At 65.5% G+C, this 25,890-nt stretch carries 30 protein-coding genes; 13 read left to right on the top strand and 17 right to left on the bottom strand.

Translation table 11 applies throughout. From position 1 onward, the window contains the following. Positions 1-6: 6 nt before the first annotated feature. Positions 7-1,101: a UDP-N-acetylmuramate dehydrogenase gene (locus C0J29_RS04465; protein ID WP_120791633.1), complete on the bottom strand. Its 1,095-nt coding sequence runs from the start codon at positions 1,099-1,101 to the stop codon at positions 7-9. A 40-nt stretch (positions 1,102-1,141) separates the two neighbouring features. On the opposite strand from C0J29_RS04465, the gene C0J29_RS04460 reads away from it, so the two are divergent. Genes C0J29_RS04460 through C0J29_RS04450 form a run of 3 tightly spaced genes read left to right on the top strand, consistent with a single transcriptional unit; the run spans position 1,142 to position 3,604 of the window. Then, a complete protein-coding gene (locus C0J29_RS04460) occupies positions 1,142-1,693 on the top strand; it encodes a DUF2505 domain-containing protein (protein ID WP_120791632.1) in 552 nt (183 codons plus the stop codon). 28 nt (positions 1,694-1,721) lie between these two features. Continuing rightward, a complete protein-coding gene (locus C0J29_RS04455; RefSeq protein ID WP_120794547.1) occupies positions 1,722-2,552 on the top strand; it encodes a carbon-nitrogen hydrolase family protein in 831 nt (276 codons plus the stop codon). Then, positions 2,549-3,604, top strand: a complete 1,056-nt coding sequence (locus C0J29_RS04450; RefSeq protein ID WP_120791631.1) for an LmeA family phospholipid-binding protein — start codon at positions 2,549-2,551, stop codon at positions 3,602-3,604. The genes C0J29_RS04455 and C0J29_RS04450 overlap by 4 nt, the downstream gene beginning before the upstream one ends. Before the next feature lies 1 nt (position 3,605). Here the strand turns inward: C0J29_RS04450 and deoC are convergent, their stop codons facing one another. The 6 genes from deoC to C0J29_RS04420 form a co-directional block, all read right to left on the bottom strand. Then, positions 3,606-4,289 (bottom strand): deoxyribose-phosphate aldolase, encoded by a 684-nt coding sequence (gene deoC, locus C0J29_RS04445; RefSeq protein ID WP_065164806.1) that lies wholly within the window; start codon positions 4,287-4,289, stop codon positions 3,606-3,608. Further along, on the bottom strand, positions 4,289-4,720 hold the full coding sequence (locus C0J29_RS04440; protein WP_120791630.1) for a DUF2599 domain-containing protein: 432 nt from the start codon (positions 4,718-4,720) through the stop codon (positions 4,289-4,291). Before C0J29_RS04440 ends, deoC begins: the two co-directional genes overlap by 1 nt. A 3-nt stretch (positions 4,721-4,723) precedes the next feature. Continuing rightward, complete coding sequence (locus C0J29_RS04435) at positions 4,724-5,014, bottom strand: DUF2516 family protein (protein ID WP_065164808.1); 291 nt, start codon at positions 5,012-5,014, stop codon at positions 4,724-4,726. Positions 5,015-5,149: 135 nt separating this feature from the next. Next, positions 5,150-5,788, bottom strand: coding sequence for a heparin-binding hemagglutinin HbhA (gene hbhA / locus C0J29_RS04430; protein WP_065044539.1), 639 nt, complete (start codon positions 5,786-5,788; stop codon positions 5,150-5,152). A 119-nt stretch (positions 5,789-5,907) separates the two neighbouring features. Beyond that, positions 5,908-6,324: a helix-turn-helix domain-containing protein gene (locus C0J29_RS04425; protein ID WP_055578701.1), complete on the bottom strand. Its 417-nt coding sequence runs from the start codon at positions 6,322-6,324 to the stop codon at positions 5,908-5,910. A gap of 88 nt (positions 6,325-6,412) precedes the next feature. Next, a complete protein-coding gene (locus tag C0J29_RS04420) occupies positions 6,413-7,780 on the bottom strand; it encodes a DUF445 domain-containing protein (protein WP_065164809.1) in 1,368 nt (455 codons plus the stop codon). 138 nt (positions 7,781-7,918) lie between these two features. Here C0J29_RS04420 and C0J29_RS04415 point away from each other — a divergent pair, with 138 nt between their 5' ends. After that, positions 7,919-8,632, top strand: coding sequence for a TetR/AcrR family transcriptional regulator (locus C0J29_RS04415; RefSeq protein WP_065044537.1), 714 nt, complete (start codon positions 7,919-7,921; stop codon positions 8,630-8,632). 163 nt (positions 8,633-8,795) lie between these two features. Continuing rightward, complete coding sequence (locus C0J29_RS04410; RefSeq protein ID WP_120791629.1) at positions 8,796-9,659, top strand: cyclopropane mycolic acid synthase family methyltransferase; 864 nt, start codon at positions 8,796-8,798, stop codon at positions 9,657-9,659. A 102-nt stretch (positions 9,660-9,761) separates the two neighbouring features. On the opposite strand, the gene C0J29_RS04405 is transcribed toward C0J29_RS04410, so the two are convergent. The 3 genes from C0J29_RS04405 to C0J29_RS04395 form a co-directional block, all read right to left on the bottom strand. Continuing rightward, positions 9,762-10,625 (bottom strand): 3-hydroxybutyryl-CoA dehydrogenase, encoded by an 864-nt coding sequence (locus tag C0J29_RS04405; RefSeq protein ID WP_065044535.1) that lies wholly within the window; start codon positions 10,623-10,625, stop codon positions 9,762-9,764. Positions 10,626-10,838: 213 nt separating this feature from the next. After that, positions 10,839-12,125: an isocitrate lyase gene (gene aceA / locus C0J29_RS04400; RefSeq protein ID WP_065044534.1), complete on the bottom strand. Its 1,287-nt coding sequence runs from the start codon at positions 12,123-12,125 to the stop codon at positions 10,839-10,841. 294 nt (positions 12,126-12,419) lie between these two features. Then, on the bottom strand, positions 12,420-13,214 hold the full coding sequence (locus tag C0J29_RS04395) for an acyl-[acyl-carrier-protein] thioesterase (protein ID WP_065164811.1): 795 nt from the start codon (positions 13,212-13,214) through the stop codon (positions 12,420-12,422). A 165-nt stretch (positions 13,215-13,379) separates the two neighbouring features. On the opposite strand from C0J29_RS04395, the gene ramB reads away from it, so the two are divergent. Further along, positions 13,380-14,807, top strand: a complete 1,428-nt coding sequence (ramB, locus tag C0J29_RS04390; RefSeq protein ID WP_065044533.1) for an acetate metabolism transcriptional regulator RamB — start codon at positions 13,380-13,382, stop codon at positions 14,805-14,807. After that, on the top strand, positions 14,804-15,370 hold the full coding sequence (locus C0J29_RS04385; protein WP_065044532.1) for a carboxymuconolactone decarboxylase family protein: 567 nt from the start codon (positions 14,804-14,806) through the stop codon (positions 15,368-15,370). Before ramB ends, C0J29_RS04385 begins: the two co-directional genes overlap by 4 nt. Positions 15,371-15,372: 2 nt before the next feature. Here the strand turns inward: C0J29_RS04385 and C0J29_RS04380 are convergent, their stop codons facing one another. The 7 genes from C0J29_RS04380 to exaC form a co-directional block, all read right to left on the bottom strand. Then, entirely contained in the window at positions 15,373-15,666 is a 294-nt protein-coding gene (locus C0J29_RS04380; RefSeq protein WP_065044674.1) for a hypothetical protein, read from the bottom strand. Between the two features lie 53 nt (positions 15,667-15,719). Further along, a complete protein-coding gene (locus C0J29_RS04375; protein ID WP_120791628.1) occupies positions 15,720-16,160 on the bottom strand; it encodes a hypothetical protein in 441 nt (146 codons plus the stop codon). 180 nt (positions 16,161-16,340) lie between these two features. After that, positions 16,341-17,738, bottom strand: coding sequence for a dihydrolipoyl dehydrogenase (gene lpdA, locus C0J29_RS04370; RefSeq protein WP_120791627.1), 1,398 nt, complete (start codon positions 17,736-17,738; stop codon positions 16,341-16,343). A gap of 51 nt (positions 17,739-17,789) precedes the next feature. After that, positions 17,790-18,431, bottom strand: coding sequence for a hypothetical protein (locus tag C0J29_RS04365; RefSeq protein WP_065164816.1), 642 nt, complete (start codon positions 18,429-18,431; stop codon positions 17,790-17,792). Then, positions 18,424-18,702: a putative holin gene (locus C0J29_RS04360; protein ID WP_065044528.1), complete on the bottom strand. Its 279-nt coding sequence runs from the start codon at positions 18,700-18,702 to the stop codon at positions 18,424-18,426. The genes C0J29_RS04365 and C0J29_RS04360 overlap by 8 nt, the downstream gene beginning before the upstream one ends. A gap of 19 nt (positions 18,703-18,721) precedes the next feature. Then, positions 18,722-19,195: a DUF779 domain-containing protein gene (locus C0J29_RS04355; RefSeq protein WP_065044527.1), complete on the bottom strand. Its 474-nt coding sequence runs from the start codon at positions 19,193-19,195 to the stop codon at positions 18,722-18,724. Then, complete coding sequence (gene exaC, locus C0J29_RS04350; protein WP_065044526.1) at positions 19,195-20,718, bottom strand: acetaldehyde dehydrogenase ExaC; 1,524 nt, start codon at positions 20,716-20,718, stop codon at positions 19,195-19,197. Before exaC ends, C0J29_RS04355 begins: the two co-directional genes overlap by 1 nt. Before the next feature lie 55 nt (positions 20,719-20,773). On the opposite strand from exaC, the gene C0J29_RS04345 reads away from it, so the two are divergent. From C0J29_RS04345 to C0J29_RS04320, 6 genes are all read left to right on the top strand, one after another. Beyond that, positions 20,774-22,804: a prolyl oligopeptidase family serine peptidase gene (locus C0J29_RS04345; protein WP_120791626.1), complete on the top strand. Its 2,031-nt coding sequence runs from the start codon at positions 20,774-20,776 to the stop codon at positions 22,802-22,804. 52 nt (positions 22,805-22,856) lie between these two features. Next, complete coding sequence (locus tag C0J29_RS04340; protein ID WP_120791625.1) at positions 22,857-23,477, top strand: DedA family protein; 621 nt, start codon at positions 22,857-22,859, stop codon at positions 23,475-23,477. A gap of 32 nt (positions 23,478-23,509) precedes the next feature. After that, positions 23,510-24,454, top strand: coding sequence for a crotonase/enoyl-CoA hydratase family protein (locus tag C0J29_RS04335; RefSeq protein WP_120791624.1), 945 nt, complete (start codon positions 23,510-23,512; stop codon positions 24,452-24,454). A gap of 75 nt (positions 24,455-24,529) precedes the next feature. Further along, positions 24,530-24,976, top strand: a complete 447-nt coding sequence (locus tag C0J29_RS04330; protein ID WP_065044673.1) for a DUF5078 domain-containing protein — start codon at positions 24,530-24,532, stop codon at positions 24,974-24,976. A gap of 5 nt (positions 24,977-24,981) precedes the next feature. Next, complete coding sequence (locus C0J29_RS04325) at positions 24,982-25,224, top strand: hypothetical protein (protein ID WP_065044522.1); 243 nt, start codon at positions 24,982-24,984, stop codon at positions 25,222-25,224. Positions 25,225-25,541: 317 nt separating this feature from the next. Continuing rightward, entirely contained in the window at positions 25,542-25,865 is a 324-nt protein-coding gene (locus C0J29_RS04320) for a hypothetical protein (protein ID WP_065044521.1), read from the top strand. Positions 25,866-25,890 lie beyond the last annotated feature (25 nt).

The raw sequence follows: 25,890 nt of genomic DNA, 5'->3' as shown, positions 1-25,890 counted from the left end.
TAGCAGCTATAAAGAGCATCCGACCAGGACAGGCTCGGGTTTCAGTGTGATACCAAACACGTCACGAACTCCGTCACGCACGGTCCGCGCCAGTACGATCACGTCCTCCGCGGTGGCGTTACCCCGGTTGGTGAGGGCGAGTGCGTGCTTGGTGGACAGCCGGCACGGGGCCTTCTCGTCGGGGAACCCTTTCCCGAAACCGGCGCGCTCCACCAGCCAGCCCGCGGCCAGTTTGACCCCGTCCGGCGCCGGATAGTTCGGCACCGGCCCGTCGGTTGCCGCGGCCAGACGCTCGTAGTCCTCCCGCGGGACCACCGGGTTGGTGAAAAACGAGCCCACGCTCCAGGTGTCGTGGTCACCGGCGTCGAGCACCATTCCCTTTCGGGCCCGCAACGCCAGCACCGCCGCGCGGACCGCCCGCGGGTCGCCACGCTCCCCAGTTGCCACCCCCAGCGCCGTGGTCAGCTCTCCGTAGCGCAGCGGCGCGCTGCGTCCGCCGGCATCCAGCGCGAACTCGACTTCCAGGACGATCGCGGGCAGATCGAGTCCATCGGCCCGTTTGAGCATGCTGCTGCGATACGCGAACCGCAGATCCTCAGCGGGCACCCAACCCACCTCGCCGCTGCGCCGGTCCAGCAGCCTCACTCGGGTGATGGTGTCGGACACCTCCACGCCGTACGCGCCGACGTTCTGCACCGGCGTGGCCCCCGCGGAACCGGGGATTCCCGACAGGCACTCCAGCCCACCCAGCCCGTGCTCGATGGACCGGATCACCACGTCGTCCCACACCGCGCCCGCCTCGGCACGCACCAGGTTGCCGTCGACGACGATGCGGGCGTTGGCCAACCGGACCACGGTGAGGTTCGGCAGTCCGTCACCGATCACCAGATTGGAGCCGCCAGCAAACACCAAGACAGGGCCGCCGTCGAAGCCGTGGGCTTGGGCGTCCAGCGCCCGCAACACCGCGATCACCTGATCGCCGCTCTCACAGGTGATTACGCGTCGCGCCACCGGGCCTACCCGCAGCGTGGTCAGCGGTGCAAGCGGCACCGACTCGGCTACGCGCGCGCCGGCAAAGAACGACCCGACTTCCCGTTTCATGTGCTCCGTTTCATGGCCCGTAACGGTAGCGTTTTCTCTTATGCCGCGTTCATTCGACATGTCGGCCGACTACGAGGGCACCGTCAGAGACGTTCACCAGGCCTTCCATGACTTGGCTTACTGGGAGGCCAGGCTCGCCGAAACGCCGGTCGACGTAGCCAGCCTGGAGTCGATGCGCATCGGCGGCGAGTCCGGCGATGACGGCACCATCGAGGTGATCACGCATCAGACGATGCTGAGCCAGAACCTGCCCGCGCTGGTCACACAGCTGCACCGGGGCGACCTCTGCGTACGGCGCGAGGAGACGTGGGGCCCGATCCGAGACGGCATCGCGAGCGCGTCGGTCGCCGGATCGATCGTGGGTGCGCCGGTCAACCTGTGGGGCACGGCGCTGCTGCAACCGGTCGGGGAATCGGACTGCGCCAGGATGACCCTGCAACTCACCATCCAGGTGCGGGTGCCGTTCATCGGCGGCAAGTTGGAGCGGATCATCGGCAACGAACTCGGCCAGCTGGTGACGATCGAGCAGCGCTTCACCACACGGTGGCTCAACAACGGGGGCGGATCGGCGGCGCGAAACGGAACCGGCTGATCGCAGTCGCGTGCCTAAGCTGGAATTCATGCGAATCGCACTGGCCCAGATCCTCAGCGGCACCGACCCGGCCGCAAATCTGCAGCTGGTGCGCGAGTACACCGAGCGCGCCGCCGCCGCCGGCGCCGTCCTGGTGGTGTTCCCGGAAGCCACCATGTGCCGGTTCGGGGTGCCGCTGGGGCCGATCGCCGAGCCGGTCGACGGTCCGTGGGCCAACGGCCTTCGCCGGATCGCGGCGGACGCCGGCATCACCGTCGTCGCGGGCATGTTCGCCCCCACGGACGACGGGCGGGTCACCAATACGCTGATCGCGGCCGGCCCCGGCACACCCAATGAGCCCGATGCCCGTTACGACAAGATCCACCTCTACGACGCATTCGGCTTCACCGAATCGCGCACCGTCGCGCCCGGCCGGCAACCGGTGGTTATCGATGTCGACGGGGTCGGGGTGGGCCTGACGCTGTGCTACGACATCCGGTTTCCCGCGCTCTACACAGAGCTGGCCGACCGTGGCGCGCAGCTGATCGTTGTCTGCGCGTCCTGGGGTTCCGGACCCGGCAAACTCGAGCAGTGGACGCTGCTGGCCCGGGCGCGCGCACTGGATTCGACGTGCTTCGTCCTCGCCGCCGGTCAGGCCGACCCGGGCGGTGAACTGAGCGGTTCGGGCGCGCCCACCGGCGTGGGCGGCAGCCTGGTGGCATCACCGCTGGGGGATGTCGTGGCTTCCGCGGGCTCCCAGCCGGAACTGCTGATCGCCGACCTCGACCTGGACGACGTGGAGAAAGCCCGGGACAAGATCGCGGTGCTGCGCAACCGATCAACTTTCGTTCAGGTTGATAGGGCAGAATCTCGGAGGTGACGACTCCGCAGGGACCACGCAACGAAGGCCCATCGGGATGGGCGCGTCCTGGCGATCAGGGACCGCTCGGCCGACCTCCGGGTCCCGCGGATCCCGCGACCGGACGGCTGCACCCCGGTACCCCGCCGGGCGGACTCGGACAGCAACCCCCGACCGCTCCGCCGCCACCACAGCAGTCTGAGCAGACGGACCACATGGCCGCCGCCAGTGCCGATACCCGGCGAATCAACCCCACCCCGCCGCCGATGCCCGGCGCCGACCGGACCACTCCGATCGCGCAGCCGCCGGACGAAGCCGGCGAGGTCAAGAAGAAGAGGCGCTCGCGGCGCGATCCGCTGGCCATCCTGCTGGTCTTGATCATCGTGTTCTCGCTGCTGATCGCCGGCCTGATCGGCGCCGAACTGTACGTGCGGCACGAAGCCAACAACAAGCTCGCCGCCGCGACGGCCTGCGTGGTGAAAGACCAGGCCACCGCGTCCTTCGGGGTGACGCCGCTGGTGCTGTGGCAGGTGGCCACCGACCACTACACCAACATCAGGATCGAGACCGCGGGCAACCAGATCCGCGACGCCAAGGGCATGAAGCTGCAGCTCAACATCCAAGACATCAACCTCGAGAACAAGGGTGACTCCAAGGGCACGATAGGCGCACTGGACGCCACCATCACCTGGACGACCGAGGGGATCAAGGAGTCGGTGCAGAACGCCATCCCGATTCTGGGCGAGTTCGTCACCAGCAGCGTGGTCACGCATCCCAAGGACAACACCGTCGAGCTCAAGGGCATGCTGAACGACATCGTCGCCAAGCCGGTGGTGTCCGGTGGCGGCATCCAGCTGCAGATCGTCAGCTTCAACACGCTCGGCTTCTCGCTGCCGAAAGAGTCGGTCCAGTCGACGCTCAACGACTACACCTCGAGCCTGACCAAGAACTACCCGCTGGGCGTTCGCGCGGAGAGCGTCGACGTCACCGACAGCGGAGTGGTCGCGCGTTTCGCCGCCCGCAACGCCACCATCCCGGCCGGTAACACCGACCCCTGCCTGGCCGATCTCTGAGTTAACTCAGGCCGTCGAGCACGGCCCGGGTGCCGGACAGACCCAGCCGCGTCGCTCCGGCATCCAGCATGGTGAGCGCGTCAGCGGCCGTGCGAATGCCCCCGCTGGCCTTGACCCCCAACCGCCCGCCCACCGTCGCGGCCATCACCTCGACGGCGCGCGCTGACGCGCCTCCGGCGGGATGGAAGCCGGTCGAGGTCTTGACGAAGTCGGCGCCGGCTCCTTCGGCTGCCCGGCAGACGGCGGCCAGGGTTTGTTCGTCGGCGAGAGCGAGCAGCGCCGCCGACTCCACGATCACCTTCAGAACGGCGCCGGGTACGGCGGCGCGCACCGCGGCGATGTCGGCGTGCACGGCGTCGAATTGTCCGGCTAACGCCGCACCGACGTCGATGACCATGTCGATCTCGACGGCGCCGTCGGCGACCGCCGCCGCCGCCTCCTGCGCTTTGATCACCGACAGATGCTTGCCCGACGGGAAGCCGGCCACCGCGGCGACGCGGACACCTGGCGCCTGGACCTCTCGGGCGGCGACCGGCACCATCGACGGCGAGACGCATACGGCGTAAACCCCGAGGTCAATGCCTTCAGCAACCAGAGCCGTGACGTCGGCGTCGGTAGCCTCCGGCTTGAGCAGGGTGTGATCCACCAGCGCGGCCAGCTGCCGGCGACTCGGCGGGCCGCCCATCAGAAGGGCTCTTCCGAGGCACCCGGATTGCAGAGGGCGGCGACCATCTGGGCGTCGTCGACGACCGGACGCCACGGCTCCAGGTTCCAGCTGGTTTTGCCCGGCTGCCCGATCTCGGCGAACTGCCAGTGGCAGACGAACTGTGCACGCATGCCGGGTGTGTCGGCGTCGGGTGACCGCGCCAGCACCTCGGACCAGGCTTCGTCAGCCGCTTGCGGGTCGGCACCGGCCGTTCCCGACATCCGGGACGCAGCACGGCCCGAGGGGGTTGGATAGACACGCAGGCTGGACAGTACGCCCCAATACACCCATTCGGTGTGGTCCACGAAGGGCGGGGCGTACGACGGCCCGGAACCTGGATCGGCAGCCGCGGGGACGGCACCCAGCAGCGAAATGAGCGCCGCCGCCGGCGCAACCAGCACGACCTTCATCCGCTAGCGCGACTTACCCTGCACTTCGAGAAGCTTCGGCCGAACGTCGACCAGATATACGCCGGTCGCGACCGCGGCTGCGGCAATCGCCATCACACCGAAGATGCCGTACAGGATGGTGATCAGCGCCATCGCACTGCCGAGGATCACCAGCCACAGCGGCTTGGTCTGCTTGTCGGCGGCGGTGTATGCGTCGGAGCGCTGCAGGGCGGCGTGCACAAACGCGTACACCGTCGCCAACCCCACGGCGACCCACAGCACGAACATGACGGTCCCAACGGCTTGCACGCTCATAAGACTATGCGGGCCGCCGCAAAAACGTCGACTCCAAGTCGCCGACGTGCGGCGACTTGGAGTCGAGTAGAGCTTCTCTGGTCCATGTCGCCCGATCCTGCGGCGACTTGGAGCCGAGTGGTCCGGCGAACCGGATTACTTCTGGGTGACCTTCTTGGCCGGAGCCTTCTTGGCCGGAGCCTTCTTGGCCGGAGCGGCCTTCTTGGCCGGAGCAGCCTTCTTGGCCGGGGCGGCCTTCTTGGCCGGAGCCTCCGCCTTCTTCGGCAGCTCGATGCCGACCAGCTTGGCGGCACGCTCACCTACGGCGCGGGTCTGCGTCGCAACGGTGCCCAGGGCCTCCTGGGTCAGCTCCACGGCCTGGTCGACGTAACCCTCGGCACGCGCCGAGGCGTCCTCGAAGGCCGACTGGCTGCGCAGCCGCTCGAGGGCGGCCTCGCCGCGCTCGACCAGCTCGTTGTACCGGCTGGTGGCAGCCTCGACGTAGCCCTCGGCAGCCTTGCGCAGCTCGTCAGCGGTGAACCGCTCGCGCAACTCGGTGAGCTGCTCGGGGAGGTCCTCCTGCAGCTTGGTAAGGCGAGCACGGCTCTCCTCGACGCGGCTGCGGGTGTCGGTGCGGGTCTCCTCGGCGCGCTCGCGCAGGGTGGAGCGAGTCTCCTCGGCGCGGTCACGCAGGGTCGCGATCAGGTCGTTGACGGTGGCCAGGGCCAGGTCGGCCGCACCGAGCGCAGCAAGCAGCGGCGCCTTCAGGTCCTCAATGTTCGTGTTCTCAGCCATGATGTTTCCTTTCTTCGATTTCAATATCGGGGTTAGTGCTAATCGTTGAAAAATGGGCGCAAATTCGGCTCCTTTGGGCAGTGAATGTCAAGACCCCGCGGATTGACATTGAGTGCACGTCAGTCGTCGTCGGATTCGCTCGGACACTCCTCCCGATTCGCCTCGTTCTGCTGGGTGAAGGACGCGTAGATATCCAGCAGAACCTGTTTCTGACGCTCGGTGATAGCCGTGTCGGTGACGATGGCGTCCCGCACCTGACTTGCTTCACTGGGCTCGAGAATCCCGGCCCGTACGTAGAGAACTTCAGCGGAAACCCGCAGCGCCTTCGCGATCTGGGCCAGGACGTCGGCGGACGGCTTACGCAGTCCACGCTCGACCTGACTCAAATAAGGGTTGCTGACGCCTGACCGCTCGGCAAGTTGCCGCATCGAGACCTGCGCCGTCTCGCGCTGCGACCGGATGAAGCTGCCGATGTCGGAGGCCACGTCAGAGGCTTTTGTGGACACTTTGGTGCCCAGCTTCTCCTCCGGCGTCATCAGTTACTCCTGCGTCAAATTTTTGTTTGCTTACGCCCATCAGGGTACGGAGGAGTGCTTGCTATTGCAAGCAGTCTGTTAGCACTTTTCAGAAGAGCAGCTGCGCGATGGCATAAATGGCGAGCCCGGCGAGCGCGCCCACGACTGTACCGTTGATCCGGATAAATTGCAGGTCACGGCCCACGTGCAGCTCAATTCGACGACTGGCTTCCTGGGCGTCCCACCGCTCGATGGTCTCGGTAATGATCGCTGTGATCTCTACCCCATATTGCGAAACCAGGTGCTGAGCGGCCCGAACCATCCAACCGTCGACCTTGTCGCGCAGCCCCGCGTCATCCCGCAGCGACGCCCCGATCCGGATCACCGTGTCGGCGATGCGGGTGCGCAGTGTGCTGGACGGATCGTCCACTCCTTCGAGCACCAGTCGCTTGAGCGTCGTCCAGGCCGTCTCGGCGGCTTTGGCCACTTCGTCGCGGGCCATCAACTGCTCTTTGACGGCGTCGGCGCGCGCGATGGTGTCGGCGTCGTTCTGCAGGTCGTCGGCGAATTCGAAGAGGAAGCGAGTCGCCGATCGACGCAGTTCGTGGTCGGGGTTGCGGCGCACCTTGTCGGTGAAGTCCATCAGCTCGCGGTGGATGCGGTCGCCCACCAGGTGGTCGACGAAGCGGGGTGACCAGGTCGGCGAGTCACGTTCGACCACCCGCTGAATCACCACTCCGGCATTCAACGACCACTGGAATGCCCGGTCGGCGAGCAGCTGGATCAGCGCTTCCTGACGATTCTCGACCAACAGCGTCTGTAGCACCCGGCCCACCGGCGGGCCCCATTGCGGTTCGGCGATGCGCCGCACGATCATCCGGTCGATCACCTGCTGGACGTCCTCGTCGCGCAGCAGTTCGACCAGCACCCGCAGCACCGTCGCCACCTCGCCGGCCACCCGCTGCGCGTGCGTCGGCTCCGAGAGCCACTTACCCAGCCGGCTGGGCACCTGGGCGTCGCGCAGCTTGGTTTCCACGACCTCCGCCGACAGGAAGTTCTCCCGCACAAAGGTGCCCAAACCCTCGCCGAGCTGGTCTTTCTTGCGCTTGATGATGGCGGTGTGCGGGATCGGGATCCCCAGTGGGTGCTTGAACAGCGCGGTCACCGCGAACCAGTCCGCCAGGGCGCCGACCATGCCCGCCTCCGCCGCAGCGCCGACGTAACCGACCCACACCGGCGCGGTGCCGTGCGCGTTGGCCCACCGGCACACCAGGAACACCACGGTGGCGCCGACCAGAAAACCGAGCGCCACCGCCTTCATCCGCCGCAGCGCCGCGCGCCGCTCGGCGTCTGCGTCAGGATCGGCGCCGGCGAACGACTCCGCGAAGGATGTCCGGTTCCCCTGTCCCCCGCCCGGACCCGGACCCGGACGAGAAGCCGGGGGTGCCGCTGTCGGCAAGGCTCTGTGTGACACCACACCATCATCCGCTATCGAAACCACCGGTTAGTGTTACCCACACTGTTCGGAAGCCTCACGCAGTCCGCCGCTCCGGCATCCGGACGCCCGCAAGCCGTAGTATCGATGCGTCCAGGTAGTGAATAGAAATCGGCGACAGTGGCACAACACATCCCGGCACGGACCGTGAAGACTGACGGCCGTAAGCGGCGTTGGCACCAACACAAGGTTGACCGCCGCAATGAGCTCGTCGACGGCACCATCGAGGCGATTCGCCGGCAGAGCCGCTTTCTGAGCATGGACGAGATCGCGGCGGAGATCGGGGTCTCCAAGACCGTGCTCTACCGCTACTTCGTCGACAAGAACGATCTCACGACCGCAGTGATGATGCGGTTTGCGCAGACCACCTTGATTCCCAACATGGCCGCTGCACTGTCGTCCAACCTGGACGGCTACGAGTTGACCCGCGAAGTGATCAGGGTCTACGTCGAAACCATGGCCGCCGAGCCGGAGCCGTACGGGTTCGTGATGGCGAACAGCTCTGGCAGTAAGAGCAAGGTGATCGCCGACTCGGAGCGGATCATCGCGCGCATGATCGCCGTGATGCTGCGCCGGCGCATGCGCGAGATCGGGATGGATGTCGGCGGGGTCGAACCGTGGGCTTACCTGATCGTCGGCGGTGTGCAGTTGGCCACACATTCCTGGATGTCGGACCCACGGATGACCAGCGACGAGTTGATCGACTATCTGACGATGCTGAGCTGGAGCGCATTATGCGGAATCGTCGAGGCAGGCGGCTCGCTGGAGAAGTTCCGGGCACAGCCCCACCCGTCGCCGACCGTGCCTTCACAGGAGCAGCTGAAACAGGGCTGACAACCCCCGCACGTGGGCCGTCACCGGCGCGAGTGTGACATAAGGGATGCAACTGCACCCCTCAGCAGCGGTTAGCATTCAGGGAATGCATCGGGGGCGCTGCAGGTCCGACTGATCGATTTTGTCCGGAAGCACCCCGACAAACAGAAAGGCTGACATCGCAATGGCAGTGCAGCTCACGCCCCATTTCGGCAACGTGCAGGCGCACTACGACCTGTCCGATGAATTCTTCCGCCTGTTCCTCGACCCTACCCAGACGTACAGCTGTGCGTACTTCGAGCGCGACGACATGACGCTGGAAGAGGCGCAACTCGCCAAGATCGACCTGGCCCTGGGCAAGCTGGGCTTGGAGCCGGGCATGACGTTGCTGGACATCGGCTGTGGCTGGGGTGCCACGATGCGGCGTGCCATCGAGAAGTACGACGTCAACGTGGTGGGCCTGACGTTGTCGGAGAACCAGGCCGCCCACGTCCAGAAGAAGTTCGACGAACTGGACACACCCCGGACCAGGCGAGTGCTGTTGGAGGGCTGGGAGAAGTTCCACGAACCCGTCGACCGGATCGTGTCGATCGGTGCGTTCGAGCACTTCGGCCGCCAGCGCTATAAGCGCTTCTTCAAGATGGCCTATGACGTTCTGCCCAGCGACGGCGTCATGTTGCTGCACACGATCGTGCGGCCCACGATGCGCGAGGCCAGGGCCAAGGGGCTTCCGTTGACCCACGAGATCGTTCACTTCAGCCAGTTCATCCTGGCCGAGATCTTCCCGGGTGGAGATCTGCCGACCGTCGACGTCGTTGAAGAGCAATCAGCGGCGGCCGGGTTCAAGATGCAGCGGATCCAGTCGCTGCAACTGCACTATGCGCGAACGCTGGAGACCTGGGCCGCCGCGCTTGGCGCCAAGAAGGAACTGGCGATCGCGATCCAATCGGAGAAGGTCTACAACCGCTACATGAAATACCTGACCGGTTGCGCCAAATTGTTCCGCGAGGGATACACCGACGTCGACCAGTTCACCCTGGCGAAATAGATTGCGCCGCTGCGGCTTTCGGGCCGCGGCCGCATTGAGTCGGGCCGGCCACCCGCCGCCTTGGGCCGGTGCTGAACGCGCCCAGACGGAAGGCAGCGCGTGTCAGTAGGTGTAGAAACCGCGACCAGACTTTTTGCCCAACAAACCCGCCTCGACCATCCGCTGCAATAGCGGCGGCGGGCCGTACAGCGGTTCCTTGAATTCTTCGTACATCTTGTCCGCGATCAGCTTCAGGGTGTCCAGACCGACCAGGTCGGACAGCTTCAACGGTCCCATCGGGTGGGACAACCCGGCCACCACCGCCTTGTCGACGTCTTCGACGGTCGCGAATCCCGCCTCGACCATCCGGATGGCCGAGAGCAGGTAGGGCACCAGCAGGGCGTTCACCACGAAGCCGGATCGGTCCGAGCAGCGCACGACCTGTTTGCCCAGGACCGAACTGGCGAACTCCTCGGTGCGGGCGGCCGCAGCTTCGTCGGTGACCAGCGTGCTGACCAACTCGACCAGCGGCAGCACCGGAACGGGGTTGAAGAAGTGCAAACCCAGAACGCGCTCAGGGTTTTTCGTGGCAGCGGCGATCTTCATGATCGGGATGCTGGAGGTGTTCGAAGCCAGCACGGCCTGCGGATCGGTGACGACACGGTCCAACTCTGCAAAAACCTGGGCCTTAACCGACTCGTCCTCGACGATGGCCTCGATCACCAACTGGCGGTCGGCCAGGTCGGCGAGATCCGTGGTGAATGTCAGCAGGCTCAATGCGCGGTCACGCTCACGCTCGGTGACCTTGCCCGCGCTGACGCCACGCTCCAGCGACTTCATGATGCGGTTACGGCCCGCGGTGATCAGCGCGTCGGTCGTCTCGAAGACCGTCACGGCGACACCGGCCCGCACCGACACCTCGGCGATGCCGGAACCCATCTGCCCGGCCCCGATCACGCCTACCCGCTGGATTGCTGCGTCGCTCACTGTCGTCTCTCCCGAGTTTGTTGTGGTTGCACCGCAATAGGCCCCGCCCAGGTTCACTGGGCGGGGCCTACGCTACTTCATCTCTGCGGACCGCGAGCGTGACGTCATGGCGAGGATTCGGCCGAAAACTCGCCGTCAGTCACGCTCGACGCAGTCCGGCTCAGTTACCTCACCTGTCCCGTTTCACCTCGCCTCGCAGCAATGCTGCTCGGCTCAGTGGAACTGGCCCTCTTCCGTGGAGCCCGCCAGTGCGGTCGTCGACGAGGTCGGGTCGACCGTGGTGGCGATCCGGTCGAAGTAGCCGGCACCCACCTCGCGCTGGTGCTTGGTGGCGGTGTAGCCGCGCTCCTCGGCAGCGAACTCGCGCTCCTGCAGCTCGACGTAGGCGCTCATCTGCTTGCGGGCGTAGCCGTGGGCCAGATCGAACATCGAGTAGTTGAGGGCGTGGAAGCCGGCCAGCGTGATGAACTGGAACTTGAAGCCCATCGCACCGAGCTCCTTCTGGAACTTGGCGATGGTGTCGTCGTCGAGATGCTGCTTCCAGTTGAACGACGGCGAGCAGTTGTAGGCCAGCAGCTGGTCCGGGAACTCGCTCTTGACGCCCTCGGCGAACTTCTTGGCCAGCTCCAGGTCCGGAGTGCCGGTCTCCATCCAGATCAGGTCGGAGTAGGGCGCGTAGGCCTTGGCGCGGGCGATGCAGGGCTCGAGACCGTTCTTGATCCGGTAGAAGCCCTCGTTGGTGCGCTCGCCGGTGATGAACGGGCGGTCCCGCTCGTCGACGTCGGAGGTGATCAGGGTGGCGGCCTCGGCGTCGGTGCGCGCGATCACGACCGTCGGGACACCGGCGACGTCAGCCGCCAGGCGGGCCGAGGTCAGGGTGCGGATGTGCTGCTGGGTCGGGATGAGCACCTTGCCACCGAGGTGGCCACACTTCTTCTCCGACGCCAGCTGGTCTTCCCAGTGCGAACCGGCGACACCGGCGGCGATCATCGCCTTCTGCAGCTCGTAGACGTTCAGCGCACCGCCGAAGCCGGCCTCACCGTCGGCCACGATCGGGGCCAGCCAGTTGTCGACCGAGCGGTCGCCCTCGACCTTGGCGATCTCGTCGGCGCGGAGCAGTGCGTTGTTGATGCGACGCACGACCTGCGGAACCGAGTTGGCCGGGTAGAGGCTCTGGTCGGGGTAGGTGTGGCCGGAGAGGTTGGCGTCACCGGCGACCTGCCAACCGGACAGGTAGATCGCCTTCAGGCCGGCGCGGACCTGCTGGACCGCCATGTTGCCGGTCAGCGCGCCCAGCGCGTTGACGAAGTCCATCTCGTGCAACTGCTCCCAGAGCACCTCGGCGCCCCGGCGGGCCAGCGTGTGCTCCTCGACGACGTGACCCTGCAGCGCCACGACGTCCTGCGGCGAGTAGGTGCGCTTGACGCCGCTCCAGCGAGGGTTGTGGTCCCAGTCGTGCTGAATCTGCTCAGCGCTCTTCGGGGTGCCGACTTCGGACATGGGGCTGCTCCTTACGGTCATTCTTTGACTGAAATTTGCTTCCGATGAGTCGGGGCACCGCGGTGCGGATGAAAGCTGAAGGCTCAACTTCACCCCGACTTCACTGATGTGCTAACTCGACCATGGCACAGTGCATTCCCGCAGGTCCACCCATTTCACTTGCGAATTTCGGCTATGACCTGTGGTCATTTTGCGAAGCTTGCGAAGTTGGCGAACTACTGAAACGGTTCAGAAGCTACCGGCCGGTAACCGAAACCTGCAGGTCATCGGCAATTTACCGGGACGCTTGTCCGGTTAGAGAGTGAACAGCGCGGCGACGGCTTTCGTCTCGTCGCCGACCGCATATGTGAGCGTTGTAACAGTCCGGTTGGTCAGTCCGGCGCCGAACTGTTCGGTCGAACCGGGCGGGTGCACGTGCGAGATGATCTCCAGCTTGTCGCCCAGCGCCACCGGCGCCTCGTGCTCGATGGTCACCCGCAGCGGCAGGGTCATCAGCTCGGGGTGGGCCGCCAGGTAGTCCTCGACGACGCTCCAGTACACCGAGTTGTTCATGTGGTCGAACAGGTCGATGTCGGTCACTCGCACCGGAAATTCGTGGATCTCGGTGGCGTCCTGGCGGCTGCCCGGCTTCAGGTAACCCTTCCAGCGCAGCCGCTCCACGGTGGTCGTCTTGTGCAGACCCGCGAGGAAGTCGTCGGCGATGCGTGCCGGCATCTCGGTTTCTTTGTTGACGTGGATCCAGAACGCCTCGGACTCGATCAGGCCGCCCTTGCGCCCGTCGATGCGGACCCGCATCTCACACCACCGGTTCGAGGTGCCCGAGCACCAGCGACGGCAGCGCAGCAGGTCCTGGAATTCGACGGGGCGAATCAGGTCGACCATGGTCCGGCGCACGATCCACAGCGGGTGCGTTTCTTCGAAGCCCATTTCGCGCAGCTGGTCCTGGCCGATGTCCTGGATGTGCCGGCACGCCGCGTCCAGCCGCAGCCGGCCGGTCCGGTCGATGTCGCCGACACGCAGCGGCCACTCGCGGTCGAAAACATCGGGGCTACCGTCGGGCACCGGCATCAAAGTTTTGTCCAGGCTCACGGCGCTGCTCCCCGTTTCCTCCTCGTGCGAAAACCAGGTTATCCCTGGGAACGTCGATGCGAATCATGCCAACGACGTTGTCGAAATACCAATTGCCGAACCGATGAAACGCCGTCTGCCAAGTCTGCGAAGCAGATCTTCGCAATCTGGACTACGCTGGTCAGAGTGTCTAAAACGTTCGTCGGCGCGCGCGTCCGGCAGCTTCGCAGCGAGCGCGGATTCAGCCAGGCCGCGTTGGCGCAGATGTTGGATATCTCGCCGAGCTATCTCAACCAGATCGAGCACGACGTCCGCCCGCTGACGGTGGCGGTCCTGCTGCGGATCACCGAGGTGTTCGGCGTGGACGCCACCTTCTTCGCCTCCCAGGACGACACCAGATTGGTCGCCGAGTTGCGCGAGGTGACCACGGACCGCGACCTGGACATCGACGTCGACCCGACCGAGATCGCCGAGATGGTCAACACCCACCCGGCCCTGGCGCGAGCGGTCGTCAACCTGCACCGCCGCTTCCGGATCACCACCGCCCAACTGGCCGCCGCCACTGAGGAGCGGTATTTCGACGGCAGCAGCGGCAGCGGGGCGATCACCATGCCCCACGAGGAAGTCCGCGACTACTTCTATGAACGCCAGAACTATCTGCACGAGCTGGACACGGCGGCCGAGGAGCTCACCCTCGAAATGCGGATGCACCACGGAGACCTGGCCCGTGAGTTGACCCGGCGGCTCACCGAGGTACACGGGGTGCACATCACCCGGCGCATCGATCTCGGCGACTCGGTACTGCACCGCTTCGACCCCCAGACCAAAACGCTGGAGATGAGTAACCACCTCGCCTCCGGGCAGCAGGTGTTCAAGATGGCTGCCGAGTTGGCCTACCTCGAGTACGGCGAACTGATCGACGGTCTGGTCACCGACGGCAAGTTCACCAGTGAGGAGTCACGGAAACTGGCGCGGCTCGGGCTGGCGAACTACTTCGCTGCTGCCGCGGTGCTGCCCTACCGCCAGTTTCACGACGTCGCCGAGAACTTCCGCTATGACGTCGAACGGCTGTCGGCTTTCTATCAGGTCAGCTACGAGACCATCGCACACCGACTCTCCACGCTGCAGCGGCCCTCGATGCGCGGCGTGCCACTGTCGTTCGTGCGGGTCGACCGGGCCGGCAACATGTCAAAACGCCAGTCCGCCACCGGCTTTCACTTCTCTTCCACCGGGGGCACCTGCCCGCTGTGGAACGTCTACGAGACCTTCGCCAATCCCGGCAAGATCCTGGTGCAGATCGCTCAGATGCCCGACGGGCGCAACTACATGTGGGTGGCCCGTACCGTCGAGAGGCGCGCGGCCCGGTATGGTCAGCCCGGAAAAACCTTCGCGATCGGGCTCGGCTGCGAACTTCGCCACGCGCACCGACTCGTCTACTCAGAGGGGCTCAGCTTGTCTGGGAATTTGGAATTAACCGCCACGCCGATCGGCGCGGGATGCCGGGTCTGTGAACGCGACAACTGTCCGCAACGGGCGTTCCCGGCGCTGGGTCGCGCGCTCGATATCGACGAGCACCGCAGCACCGTTTCCCCGTACCTGGTGAAGCAAGCATGACCGGCAACCAGGTGGCCCGCATTCCCTCCGGCCGGCTTCGCCAACTCGGGCCGGTCAACTGGGTGGTCGCGAAACTCGCCGCGCGCAAAGTGGGCGCACCCGAGATGCACCTGTTCACCACACTGGGTTCCCGCCAGGGCCTGTTCTGGACGTGGGCCATCTATTCCGGGCGCCTGCTGCGGGGACGGCTACCCACCATCGACACCGAGTTGGTCATCCTGCGGGTCGGCCACCTGCGGTCCTGCGAATACGAACTTCAGCATCATCGTGGGATGGCGCGTAAGGCCGGGTTGGACGCTCAGACCCAGGCCACCATTTTCGCCTGGCCCGAGGCCCCGCCGGGAGACGGGCCGCGCAAAGTGCTCAGCGCCCGCCAACAGGCGCTGTTGAACGCGACCGACGAGTTGATCAAGGACCGCACGATCAGCGAACAGACCTGGCAGCAGCTGGCGGGCCATCTCAACCGCGCTCGGTTGATCGAATTCTGCATGCTCGCAACGCAATACGACGGATTGGCGGCAACGATCACCGCGCTGAGGATTCCGCTGGACAACCCGCGGTAGCGTCAGAAATAGAGGTTGGCCAGCACGGCCAGCGTCAACGCCACGGGAAGCACCGGAACGCCGAAGGCGAACGCCGACCATCCGTACCGGCGGCGCCAGCGCATCAGCAAGCCGCAGATCACCGCACCGACCGCGAGCGCGCCCGACAGCAGCAGCACCGCCAGGCTCCACTTGCTCACCGTGGTGAGATCGTCGCCGATGGTGATGGCGGCCAGCCAGAAGACATAACCGGCCAATAGCCCGCCGATCGCGCCGATCACGACAGCACCGTGTCGCGGTTCCTCGTTGCGGGACATGAACACCCCGCGATCGTATCCCCAACGGTCATCTGCGGTTGCCGAGCGCTGGTTCAGCCGATTCGGGTGAGAGTGAACCGGTCATGCTGATCATCCAGCGTGCATGGCGGCGAGTTGTGCGAGAAGTGCACTTCGCCGGTCAGTGTTACGGGGTCCCACCACTGAGTTGCGACCACCGCGTGGGTTCCGCCGCCGAGCCACAGTTCATTCATGAAAACGCGCGGGCATTCCAGACCATCGGGAACGACCCGCGTAGTCACGAACCGGCCATTCTCGAGGTGGGCTTCGAAACCGTGCCCCGGTGAAGTCGTCACATTGGCGACGCAGCGCGGGTTGCAGGTGGTCGTGATGGTCCACGTCCCGACGGCGCCGTCCTCGTCGGCGTAATGGTAGATCCCGTTCATCGATGGGACTTCGGCCGCGGCCTGCGGTGCCGCCCCCAGCCCCAGCCCGAACAGAAGAGCGACTGTCGCGGGAAAAGCGTTGATTCTCATATGTTTCCGCCCTCTGGTTATCGGTCAACCAGCGAGGCGGTTGAGGCGGTCTACGGCTGGCGAGTTTCCTCACTGCCGCGCCCGCGCCGCCCCACCTGATACGAAAACTAGATTACGAAAAATTCTTCGTCAATGAAGCCGGGCGGGCGCTGGGCGTATTCATAGAAACGCGAGCGGTTTTCAGAAATTGATCATGTGACCGATCAGTCCGTGGAAGCACTCCTGCAGGGCCTCCGACATGGTCGGGTGGGTGTGTACGTTGCGGGCCAATTCGTTAGCGGTCAGGTCCCACTTCTGCGCCAGCGTGAGCTCCGGCAGCAGTTCGGACACGTCGTGACCCACCAGGTGTCCGCCGATCAACTCGCCGTACTTGGCGTCGGCGATCAGCTTGACGAAACCGCTCGGGTCGCCGACGCCGTGCGCTTTCGCGTTGGCGGTGAACGGGAACTTGGCGACCACCACGTCGTAGCCTTCGTCGCGGGCCTGCTCCTCGGTGAGACCGAAGCTGGCGACATTGGGCTGACAGAACGTGGCGCGCGGCAGCATCCGGTAGTCACCCAGCGCCAAAGTCTCTGCGCCGGCGATGGTTTCGGCCGCCACCACGCCCATGGCCTCGGCGACGTGTGCCAGCATCAGCTTTCCGGTGACGTCGCCGATGGCGTAGATGTGCGGCACGGAAGTCTGCATGTAGTCGGTGATGCCGATCGCCTTGCGGTCGGTGAGCCCCACTCCGGCCTTGTCCAGTCCGTAGCCCTCGACGTTGGGCGCAAAGCCGATGGCCTGCAACACCTTTTCGGCTTTGAGGTCCTCGCTCTTGCCGTCCTTGCTCACCGACACGGTGACCTCGGAACCATTGTCAGTGATGGATTCCACCTTGGTGCCGGTGAGGATCTTGATGCCCAGTTTCTTGAACGCCTTCTCGATCTCCTTGGATGAGTCGGCGTCCTCGTTGGGCAGCGCCCGGGGCAGGAACTCGACGATCGTGACGTCGACGCCGTAGTTCTTCATCACGTAACCGAACTCCATGCCGATGGCGCCGGCGCCCGCAATGACGATCGACTTCGGCAGTTCCCGTGTCAGGATCAGCTTCTCGTAGGTGACCACGTTCTCCGACAGCGAGGTGCCGGGGACCAGGCGGGTGCTGCTGCCGGTGGCGATGATCGCGTTATCGAACGTGACCTCCTCGGTGCCACCGTCATCGTTCAGCTCCACGGAGATCGTGTTGGCGTCGGTGAAACGGCCGTACCCGTGGATCTCGGTGATCTTGTTCTTCTTCATCAGGTAGTGCACACCGGCCACCCGGCCCTCGGCCACTTTGCGGCTGCGGTCGAACGCGACCCCGAAGTCGAAGGTTGCCTCTCCGCTGATGCCGAAGGCCTTGGCTTCCTTGGTGAAGATGTGGGCGAGTTCGGCGTTACGCAGCAACGCTTTCGACGGGATGCACCCGACGTTGAGGCAGACGCCGCCCCAGTACTTCGGTTCGATGATTGCGGTGTTCAACCCGAGCTGTGCGGCACGAATGGCTGCTACGTATCCGCCGGGACCTGCTCCGAGAACGACGACGTCATAGTGGGTCACGGCCTCAACCCTAATGGTGGCCGCAAGGGCCGCGAAGCGGGGCGCGGCCAGTTATTCGGGCAGTACGCCCATCACACACGGTGTCGTGATGCGCTCGCAGTAGTACGACCCGTACAGGGGCGCCGCGGCAGCGACGGAGGCGAACGGCGCCGACATCACCGCGATGGCCAAAGCTGCGACCAGCGGCTTGGATTCCACCATTGCCAGAATCAGGCCCGCCGCGACGCAGGCCACGACGTACACGAACGTCGCGAACACCGGCGGCGTCTTGTCGATGGTGTGGTACCACCAATAGAACAGGCTGAGCCCGAAGACCGCGGCGAAGAACCACACCCCGAACAGCACCAGAACGAACTTCCACCACTTCAGGTAGAGGTAGCGGCCGGGCACGGCAATGGGCCCGGGTGCCTCGGACCCCGTCGCGGCATCGGGCTGAGTCACCGCGGCCGGCGGCACCGGCGCGAGCTCCTCCCCGGCCGGCGCCGGCTCGGACTTCTTGACCGGCTCTTCATCGAGTCCGGTCAGCGGCAGAAACGGTTGGGAGTCGGTGTCGAAGTCCGGGACGAACGGCACCGACGGTTCACCGGCGTCGTACGTCGGGGCGACGGGCACCTCGCCGGAGTCGAAATCGGGCACGAACGGCTCGGTGCCGGGGCTCGACTCGCGGTCCTGCTCGGCCTTCTTCTCAGCCATGCGAGACCACCTGCAGGGCGACGAGCATGCCCAGCCAGCCAGGCCCCAGCGCCAGGATCGCCGCGCCGAGCATGGTCACCCATCGGCGCCCGGAAAAGAGGATGACCGACAGTCCGACCACGGCGGGTATCCCGACCACCAGCGCGATGGCGATGTCCGGACGGATCCGGGCATGTATCAGGAGGCTGGACGCCACTGCCAGCAGCTGTCCCACCGCGCTGCCCACAAGCATGGCGCTAGCCAGCAGCCAGGCACGCGGGAGGGGGATCACGGTAGAGCACCTTACTGAATTACCGAGGCGGCGCCGGGCAGGTCCCCGGCGCGTTGTCGGTCACAAGATGGCCTCGTATTGACGGCCTTTCGCCACGCTCGTACGCGGCGCCGGTGATCACGGGTTGGGCTCGCAGCGTTGCACTTTCGGTCTCGGAGAACACCCGGCCACGGCTGAGAAATCGCATCCCCTCCGGCGCTTCGAGGCTGAAGCCGCCGCCGCGGCCGGGCACCACATCGATGACCAGCTGGGTGTGCTTCCAGGTCTCGTATTGCGGACCGGAGATCCACACCGGCACGCCGTCGGGACCGACATCGAGTACACCGAGCAGTACGTCGCGGTCCCCCACCAGAAAGTCGCCGCGCGGGTAACACATCGGCGAGGATCCGTCGCAGCAACCGCCCGACTGGTGAAACATCACCGGCCCGTGCCGGTCCTGCAACCGCTCCAGCAGTTCGGCGGCGGGAGCGGTGATGAGCGCCCCCGGGATCATCAGAAGAAGCCCTGTGCCTTTTCGGAGTAGGAGACCAGCAGGTTCTTGGTCTGCTGATAATGCTCGAGCGCCATCAGGTGGCCCTCGCGTCCGAAGCCGGACTGTTTGTAACCGCCGAAGGCCGAGTGCGGCGGGTACACGTGGTAGCAGTTGACCCACACCCGTCCGGCCTTGATGTCCCGTCCGGCCCGGTAGGCGGTGTTGCCGTTGCGGCTCCACACCCCCGCCCCCAGTCCGTAGAGGGTGTCGTTGGCGATACCGATTGCGTCGTCATAGCTGTCGAACGATGTCACCGTCACAACCGGCCCGAAGATCTCCTCCTGGAAGACCCGCATCTTGTTGTTACCGCTGAAGATCGTCGGCTGCATGTAGAAACCGCCGGACAGGTCGCCGCCCAGCTCGGCGCGTTCGCCGCCGGTGATGATCTTGGCGCCTTCCCCTTTGCCAATCTCGATGTAAGACAGGATCTTTTCCAGTTGGTCGTTGGACGCCTGCGATCCCAGCATGGTCTCGGAATCCAGCGGGTCGCCCTGCCGGACGGCCTTGGTCCGAATCGCGGCCAGCTCCAGGAACTCGTCGTGAATGTCGGACTGGATCAGGCTGCGCGACGGGCAGGTGCAGACTTCGCCCTGGTTCAGCGCGAACATCGTGAAGCCTTCCAACGCCTTGTCCTGGAAATCGTCCCCGGCGGCCATCACGTCGGAGAAGAAGATGTTGGGGCTCTTGCCACCGAGTTCGAGGGTGACCGGGATCAGGTTCTGCGAGGCGTACTGCATGATCAGTCGCCCGGTGGTGGTCTCGCCGGTGAACGCGACCTTGGCGATCCGGTTGCTGGAGGCCAGCGGCTTGCCGGCCTCGGCGCCGAAGCCGTTGACGACGTTGAGCACTCCCGGCGGCAGCAGGTCACCGATCAGCGACATCAGGTACAGGATCGAGGCGGGGGTCTGCTCGGCGGGCTTGAGCACGATGGCATTGCCGGCCGCCAGCGCCGGCGCCAGCTTCCAGGCGCCCATCAGGATCGGGAAGTTCCACGGGATGATCTGCCCGACAACGCCGAGCGGTTCGTGGAAGTGGTAGGCGACGGTGTCGTCGTCGATCTGGGAAAGCGCGCCTTCCTGGGCCCGGATCGCGGCCGCGAAGTACCGGAAATGGTCCGCGGCCAACGGGATGTCGGCGCCCAGCGCCTCGCGGATCGGCTTGCCGTTGTCCCACACTTCGGCCACCGCCAGCGCGGCGGTGTTCTCCTCGATGCGGTCGGCGATCTTGTTCAGGATCGCGGCCCGTTCGGCCGGCGATGTCTTGCCCCAGGCCGGTGCCGCGCCGTGTGCGGCGTCCAGCGCCTTCTCGATATCGGTCTCGTCGGACCGCGGGATCTCGCAGAACGACTGGCCGGTCACCGGCGACGGGTTCTCGAAGTAGCGGCCGGCAGCGGGCGCGACCCACTCGCCGCCGATGAAGTTCCCGTACCGCGACTCATAGGACATCAGCGCCCCGGAAGTCCCGGGACGTGCAAAGACAGGCATCTGCTCGGCTCCTCGTTAGGTCATGTAATACAGCTCACACTACCGCTGGGCCAGAATGGCTTCCATGCCATCTGACACTGCCGACGACCCCTACCTCTGGCTCGAAGACGTCACCGGTGAGGAAGCACTGGATTGGGTGCGCGCCCGCAACGAGCCGACCAAGACGGAGTTCTGCGACGCAGAGTTCGAGACGATGCGCACCGAGGCGCTCGAGGTGCTCGACACCGATGCCCGGATCCCTTACGTCCGCCGGCGCGGCGACTATTTGTACGACTTCTGGCGCGACGCCACCAACCCCCGCGGGCTGTGGCGGCGCACCACGCTGGAGAGCTACCGCACCGACTCACCCGAGTGGGATGTGCTGATCGACGTCGATGAGTTGGGGCGCGCGGACAACCGGAACTGGGTGTGGGCCGGCGCGGACGTGATCGAGCCCGAGCTCACCCGCGCCCTGATCAACCTCTCCCCGGGCGGCTCGGACGCCGTAGTTGTGCGCGAATTCGACATGGCGACAAGAGAATTCGTTGCCGACGGGTTCGAGTTGCCGGAGGCGAAGTCACAGATCGGCTGGGATGACCCGGACACCGTCCTGGTGGGCACCGACTTCGGCCCGGGCTCGATGACCGAATCCGGGTACCCGCGGATCCTTAAGCGGTGGCGACGTGGCACACCGCTGGCCGAGGCCCAGACGATCTTCGAGGGTGAGCCCACCGATGTGAGCGCCGGCGGTTCGAAGGACCGCACGCCCGGCTTCGAACGCACCTTCATCGGCCGCTCCCTGGACTTCTGGAACCGGCAGCGTTACGAGTTGCGCGGAACAGAGCTGATCTTGATCGACGTGCCCGACGACGCCAGCAGCATGTCGGTGCACCGCGAGTGGCTACTGGTCGAACTTCGCACGGACTGGACCGTCAACGACACCACCTATCGCGCCGGTTCGCTACTGGCCGCCGAATACGACCAATTCATCAGCGGTGCAAGGGATTTCGCGGTGGTGTTCGAGCCCGACGAACACACCTGCCTCTATTACTACGCCTGGACCAGGGACCGGCTGCTGCTCGTCACGCTGGCCGACGTCGCCACCCGCGTGGAGATGGTCACACCGGGCACCTGGCAGCGCGAGCCGCTGTCGGGCCTGCCCGAGGCGACCAACACCGTCATCACGACCGCCGACGACACCGGCGACGAGTTCTTCCTGGACTGCAGCGGCTTCACCGCTCCGTCGCGCCTTCTGCGCGGCACCGGCCCCGGCGACCTGGAGCCGATCAAATCCGCGCCGTCCTTCTTCGACTCGGAAAACCTCTCGGTGCAACAGCATTTCGTCACATCCGAGGACGGCACCTCGGTGCCGTACTTCGTCGTCCGCCCGGTCGGCACCACCGGACCGACCCCCACGCTGCTCTACGGCTACGGCGGGTTCGAGACGTCGCTCACTCCCAGCTACAGCGGGGTGCTGGGCCGGTTGTGGCTGGCGCGCGGCGGCACCTACGTGCTGGCCAACATCCGCGGCGGCGGGGAATACGGGCCGGGCTGGCACACCCAGGCGATGCGCGAAGGCCGCCACAAGGTGGCCGAAGACTTTGTGGCCGTCGCCGACGACCTCGTCCGGCGCGGCATCACCACGGTCGGTCAGCTCGGCGCCCAGGGCGGCAGCAATGGCGGACTGCTGATGGGAATCATGTTGACCAGATATCCGGAGAAGTTCGGCGCACTGGTCTGCAGCGTGCCCCTGCTGGACATGAAGCGCTACCACCTGCTGCTGGCCGGCGCCTCCTGGGTGGCCGAATACGGCGACCCGGACAACCCGGACGACTGGGCGTTCATCTCCGAATACTCGCCGTATCAGAACATTTCAGCCGACCGGGCGTACCCGCCGATCCTGCTGACCACATCCACCCGCGACGACCGGGTGCATCCCGGTCATGCCCGCAAGATGACCGCCGCGCTGGAGGCCACCGGTCATCGGGTTTGGTACTACGAGAACATCGAGGGCGGCCACGGCGGCGCGGCGGACAACGAACAACTCGCGTTCAAGACGGCGTTGAGTTACTCGTTTCTGTGGAAAGTGCTGACAACCGACACGTAGCTGTGACGGTTACAACGTCTAGCTGCGAGCAGCATCGGGCACCCTGGAACGCATGTCCGCGCAACTGCCGGGAATCTTCGACACGCTTGCCCCCAGCCTCGACAGGTACGGGTACGCGGCGATCGGGGTTCTGGTGGGGCTGGAAGGGATCGGGATACCGCTGCCCGGTCAGCTGATCCTGATCGCGGGCGGAATCTACGCGGCCAGCGGCCATCTCGCCCTGATCCCGGTGCTGGTCGCGGGGTTGCTGGCAGCCGTGGCCGGGGACAACGCCGGCTATGCCATCGGCCGCTACGGTGGCCGCGAGCTGGTCCTGCGGTTCGGTCCCTACGTGCTGCTCACGCCCGATCGGCTGGCCAGGACGGAGCGCTTTTTCGCCAGGCGCGGCCACCTCGTGGTCTCCATCGGGCGCTTCGTCGACGGGCTGCGCCAGGCCAGCGGCATAGCGGCGGGGCTGGCCCGGATGAATTGGCGCCGCTACCTGGCCTACAACGCGCTGGGCTCCGCGGTATGGGTCACCGTATGGGTTCTCGCCGGATATCTGGCCGGCAATCACATCGAGACGCTCTATGCCGCATTCCAGCGTTACGGCATCTACCTGCTGGCCACGTGCGCGGCCGTCGCGTTCGCCGTGTTGGCCGGGCTGGCGATGAGACGCCGCCAGCAGGCTTGACACCATAATTCGACGCGGCTTCGCTTGCGTTCATGCCTTCTTCCGAGCCTTCTCCCGCCCCTTCTGCCGGGCCCGAATTCGAGACGCTGCTGTATTCCAGCAGTGGCCCGGTGGCCACCATCACCCTCAACCGTCCCGAGCACCTGAACACGATCGTGCCGCCCATGCCCGACGAGATCGAAGCCGCCATCGGGCTGGCCGAGCGCGACCACGACATCAAGGTCATCGTGCTGCGCGGCGCCGGGCGCGCCTTCTCCGGCGGCTTCGACTTCGGCGGCGGCTTCCAGCACTGGGGCGAGGACATGATGACTGAGGGCCGGTGGGATCCGGGCAAGGATTTCGCGATGGTCAGCGCACGCGAGACCGCGCCGACGCAGAAGTTCATGGCCATCTGGCGGGCGTCCAAGCCGGTGATCGCGCAGGTGCACGGCTGGTGCGTCGGCGGGGCCAGCGACTACGCCCTGTGCGCCGACATCGTGATCGCCAGCGAGGACGCGGTGATCGGCACCCCGTACAGCAGGATGTGGGGCGCCTACCTGACCGGCATGTGGCTGTACCGGCTCAGCCTGGCCAAAGTGAAATGGCACTCCTTGACCGGCCGGCCGCTGACGGGTGTGCAGGCCGCCGAGATCGAACTGATCAACGAAGCGGTCCCGTTCGAGCGGCTGGAGGCCCGGGTCGCCGAGATCGCGGCCGAGTTGGCGCAGATCCCGTTGTCGCAGCTGCGGGCGCAGAAGCTGATCGTCAACCAGGCTTACGAGAACATGGGCCTGGCGTCCACCCAGCTGCTGGGCGGCATCCTCGACGGCCTGATGCGCAACACCCCCGATGCGCTCGACTTCATCCGCACCGCCGAGACGCAGGGCGTCCGGGCCGCGGTGGAGCGCCGGGACGGCCCGTTCGGCGACTACAGCCAGGCTCCCCCGGAGCTGCGGCCGAACCCGTCACACGTGATAGTTCCTGATCGCGATGGGTAGTAAGATCGACTACGAAATCAAAAAGGAAACCGCCGTCGGAATCTTTGCAACCACGAAAGTGTTACGGTAACCATGATGTCTCGGCTGAGTAACGGCCTGCGTGCAGGCGTTTTTCTACTTGCTCTCGCGATCGCCGCGGTGGTCTTCCCGACGGTGGCGAAAGCCGATTCCACGGAGGATTTCCCGATCCCCCGCAGGATGATCGCGACCACCTGCGACGCTGAGCAGTATCTGGCTGCCGTGCGGGACACCAGCCCGGTGTACTACGAGCGGTACATGATCGACTTCAACAACCACGCGAACCTGCAGGAAGCGACGATCAACAAGGCGCACTGGTTCTTCTCGCTCTCCCCGGCGGAGCGCAGGGACTACTCCGAGAACTTCTACAACGGCGACCCGCTCACCTTCGCGTGGGTCAACCACATGAAGATCTTCTTCAACAACAAGGGCGTCGTCGCCAAGGGCACCGATGCGTGCAACGGGTACCCCGCCGGCGATATGTCGGTCTGGAACTGGGCGTAGGCGAGATGCGCGCACGGAAATTCGTCGCCGCGGCGATGATGACGGCGCTCGCTCCCATGGCGGTCGCCTTCGGCACTGGCCCGGCACACGCCGACACCGATCTCGGCAAGCAATGCTCACCGGAAGGCGCGAAAGTCTGGGGCAAGCCCGGCCCGATCTATTGCGAACGCCAGGCGGACGGCCAACTGCAGTGGGTTTCCATCCCCGTCTCAGCGCTGTGTGTGGCGTTCTGCGTCAACCAGCCCTAGGCAGCGCACCCAAACCTTCATTCGGTGCCGTAGCAGACTTTTACGGTTCTGTCCCCCGATTGGGGGACAGAAATTTCATCCTTCCGGAGGCCGTTCGGAGGATAGTCCCAACCCGATGACCTGCGGAATAGTGCTAGATAGCACTCAAGGTACGGTTTCGTCGGGGGACCGCAACTGCCGGACCGGACATAAATACATCGTCCGGGCCCTTGCCGCGGTGGGTCAAACAAACCCATAATGGACCTCCGGCCAGCCAATCATCCGCTCGAGCTGCGGGGGATGAGTGCGACTGCGTTCCGGAAGCTGGAGGACATCGCATGAGCCAAACAACTGGCAACGGCATCCCTGGCACGCTCGCGGCCCTGGACTGGCAGACCATCACCTGTCAATTCGAAGCCGGCTGCACCAACCGGGCAACTCACATCGTTCATCGGCACGCGGTGGATGAATGCAACCACTCCCATGTCGACCCGTTCGGAAACATCGTCGAGATCGTCTGCATCGCGTGTCTGTGGCGGGCCGAGGCCGAGATCCTGGTGCAGGTGGGCCAGCTCAGGCGCTCGTCGGGCGCCTACTGCCTGACGTGCGGAGCCCCCGTCTCGGAGTTGAGCGACATCATGCGCGACGTCGTCGCGCTCTAGATCCCACCCCTGAGTAGTGCTCCGG

It is taken from the genome of Mycobacterium paragordonae, from assembly GCF_003614435.1.
Taxonomy (GTDB): domain Bacteria; phylum Actinomycetota; class Actinomycetes; order Mycobacteriales; family Mycobacteriaceae; genus Mycobacterium; species Mycobacterium paragordonae.
The sequence above is the reverse complement of the archived record's forward strand: the minus strand, read 5'-3'. Positions and strand labels throughout refer to the sequence as shown.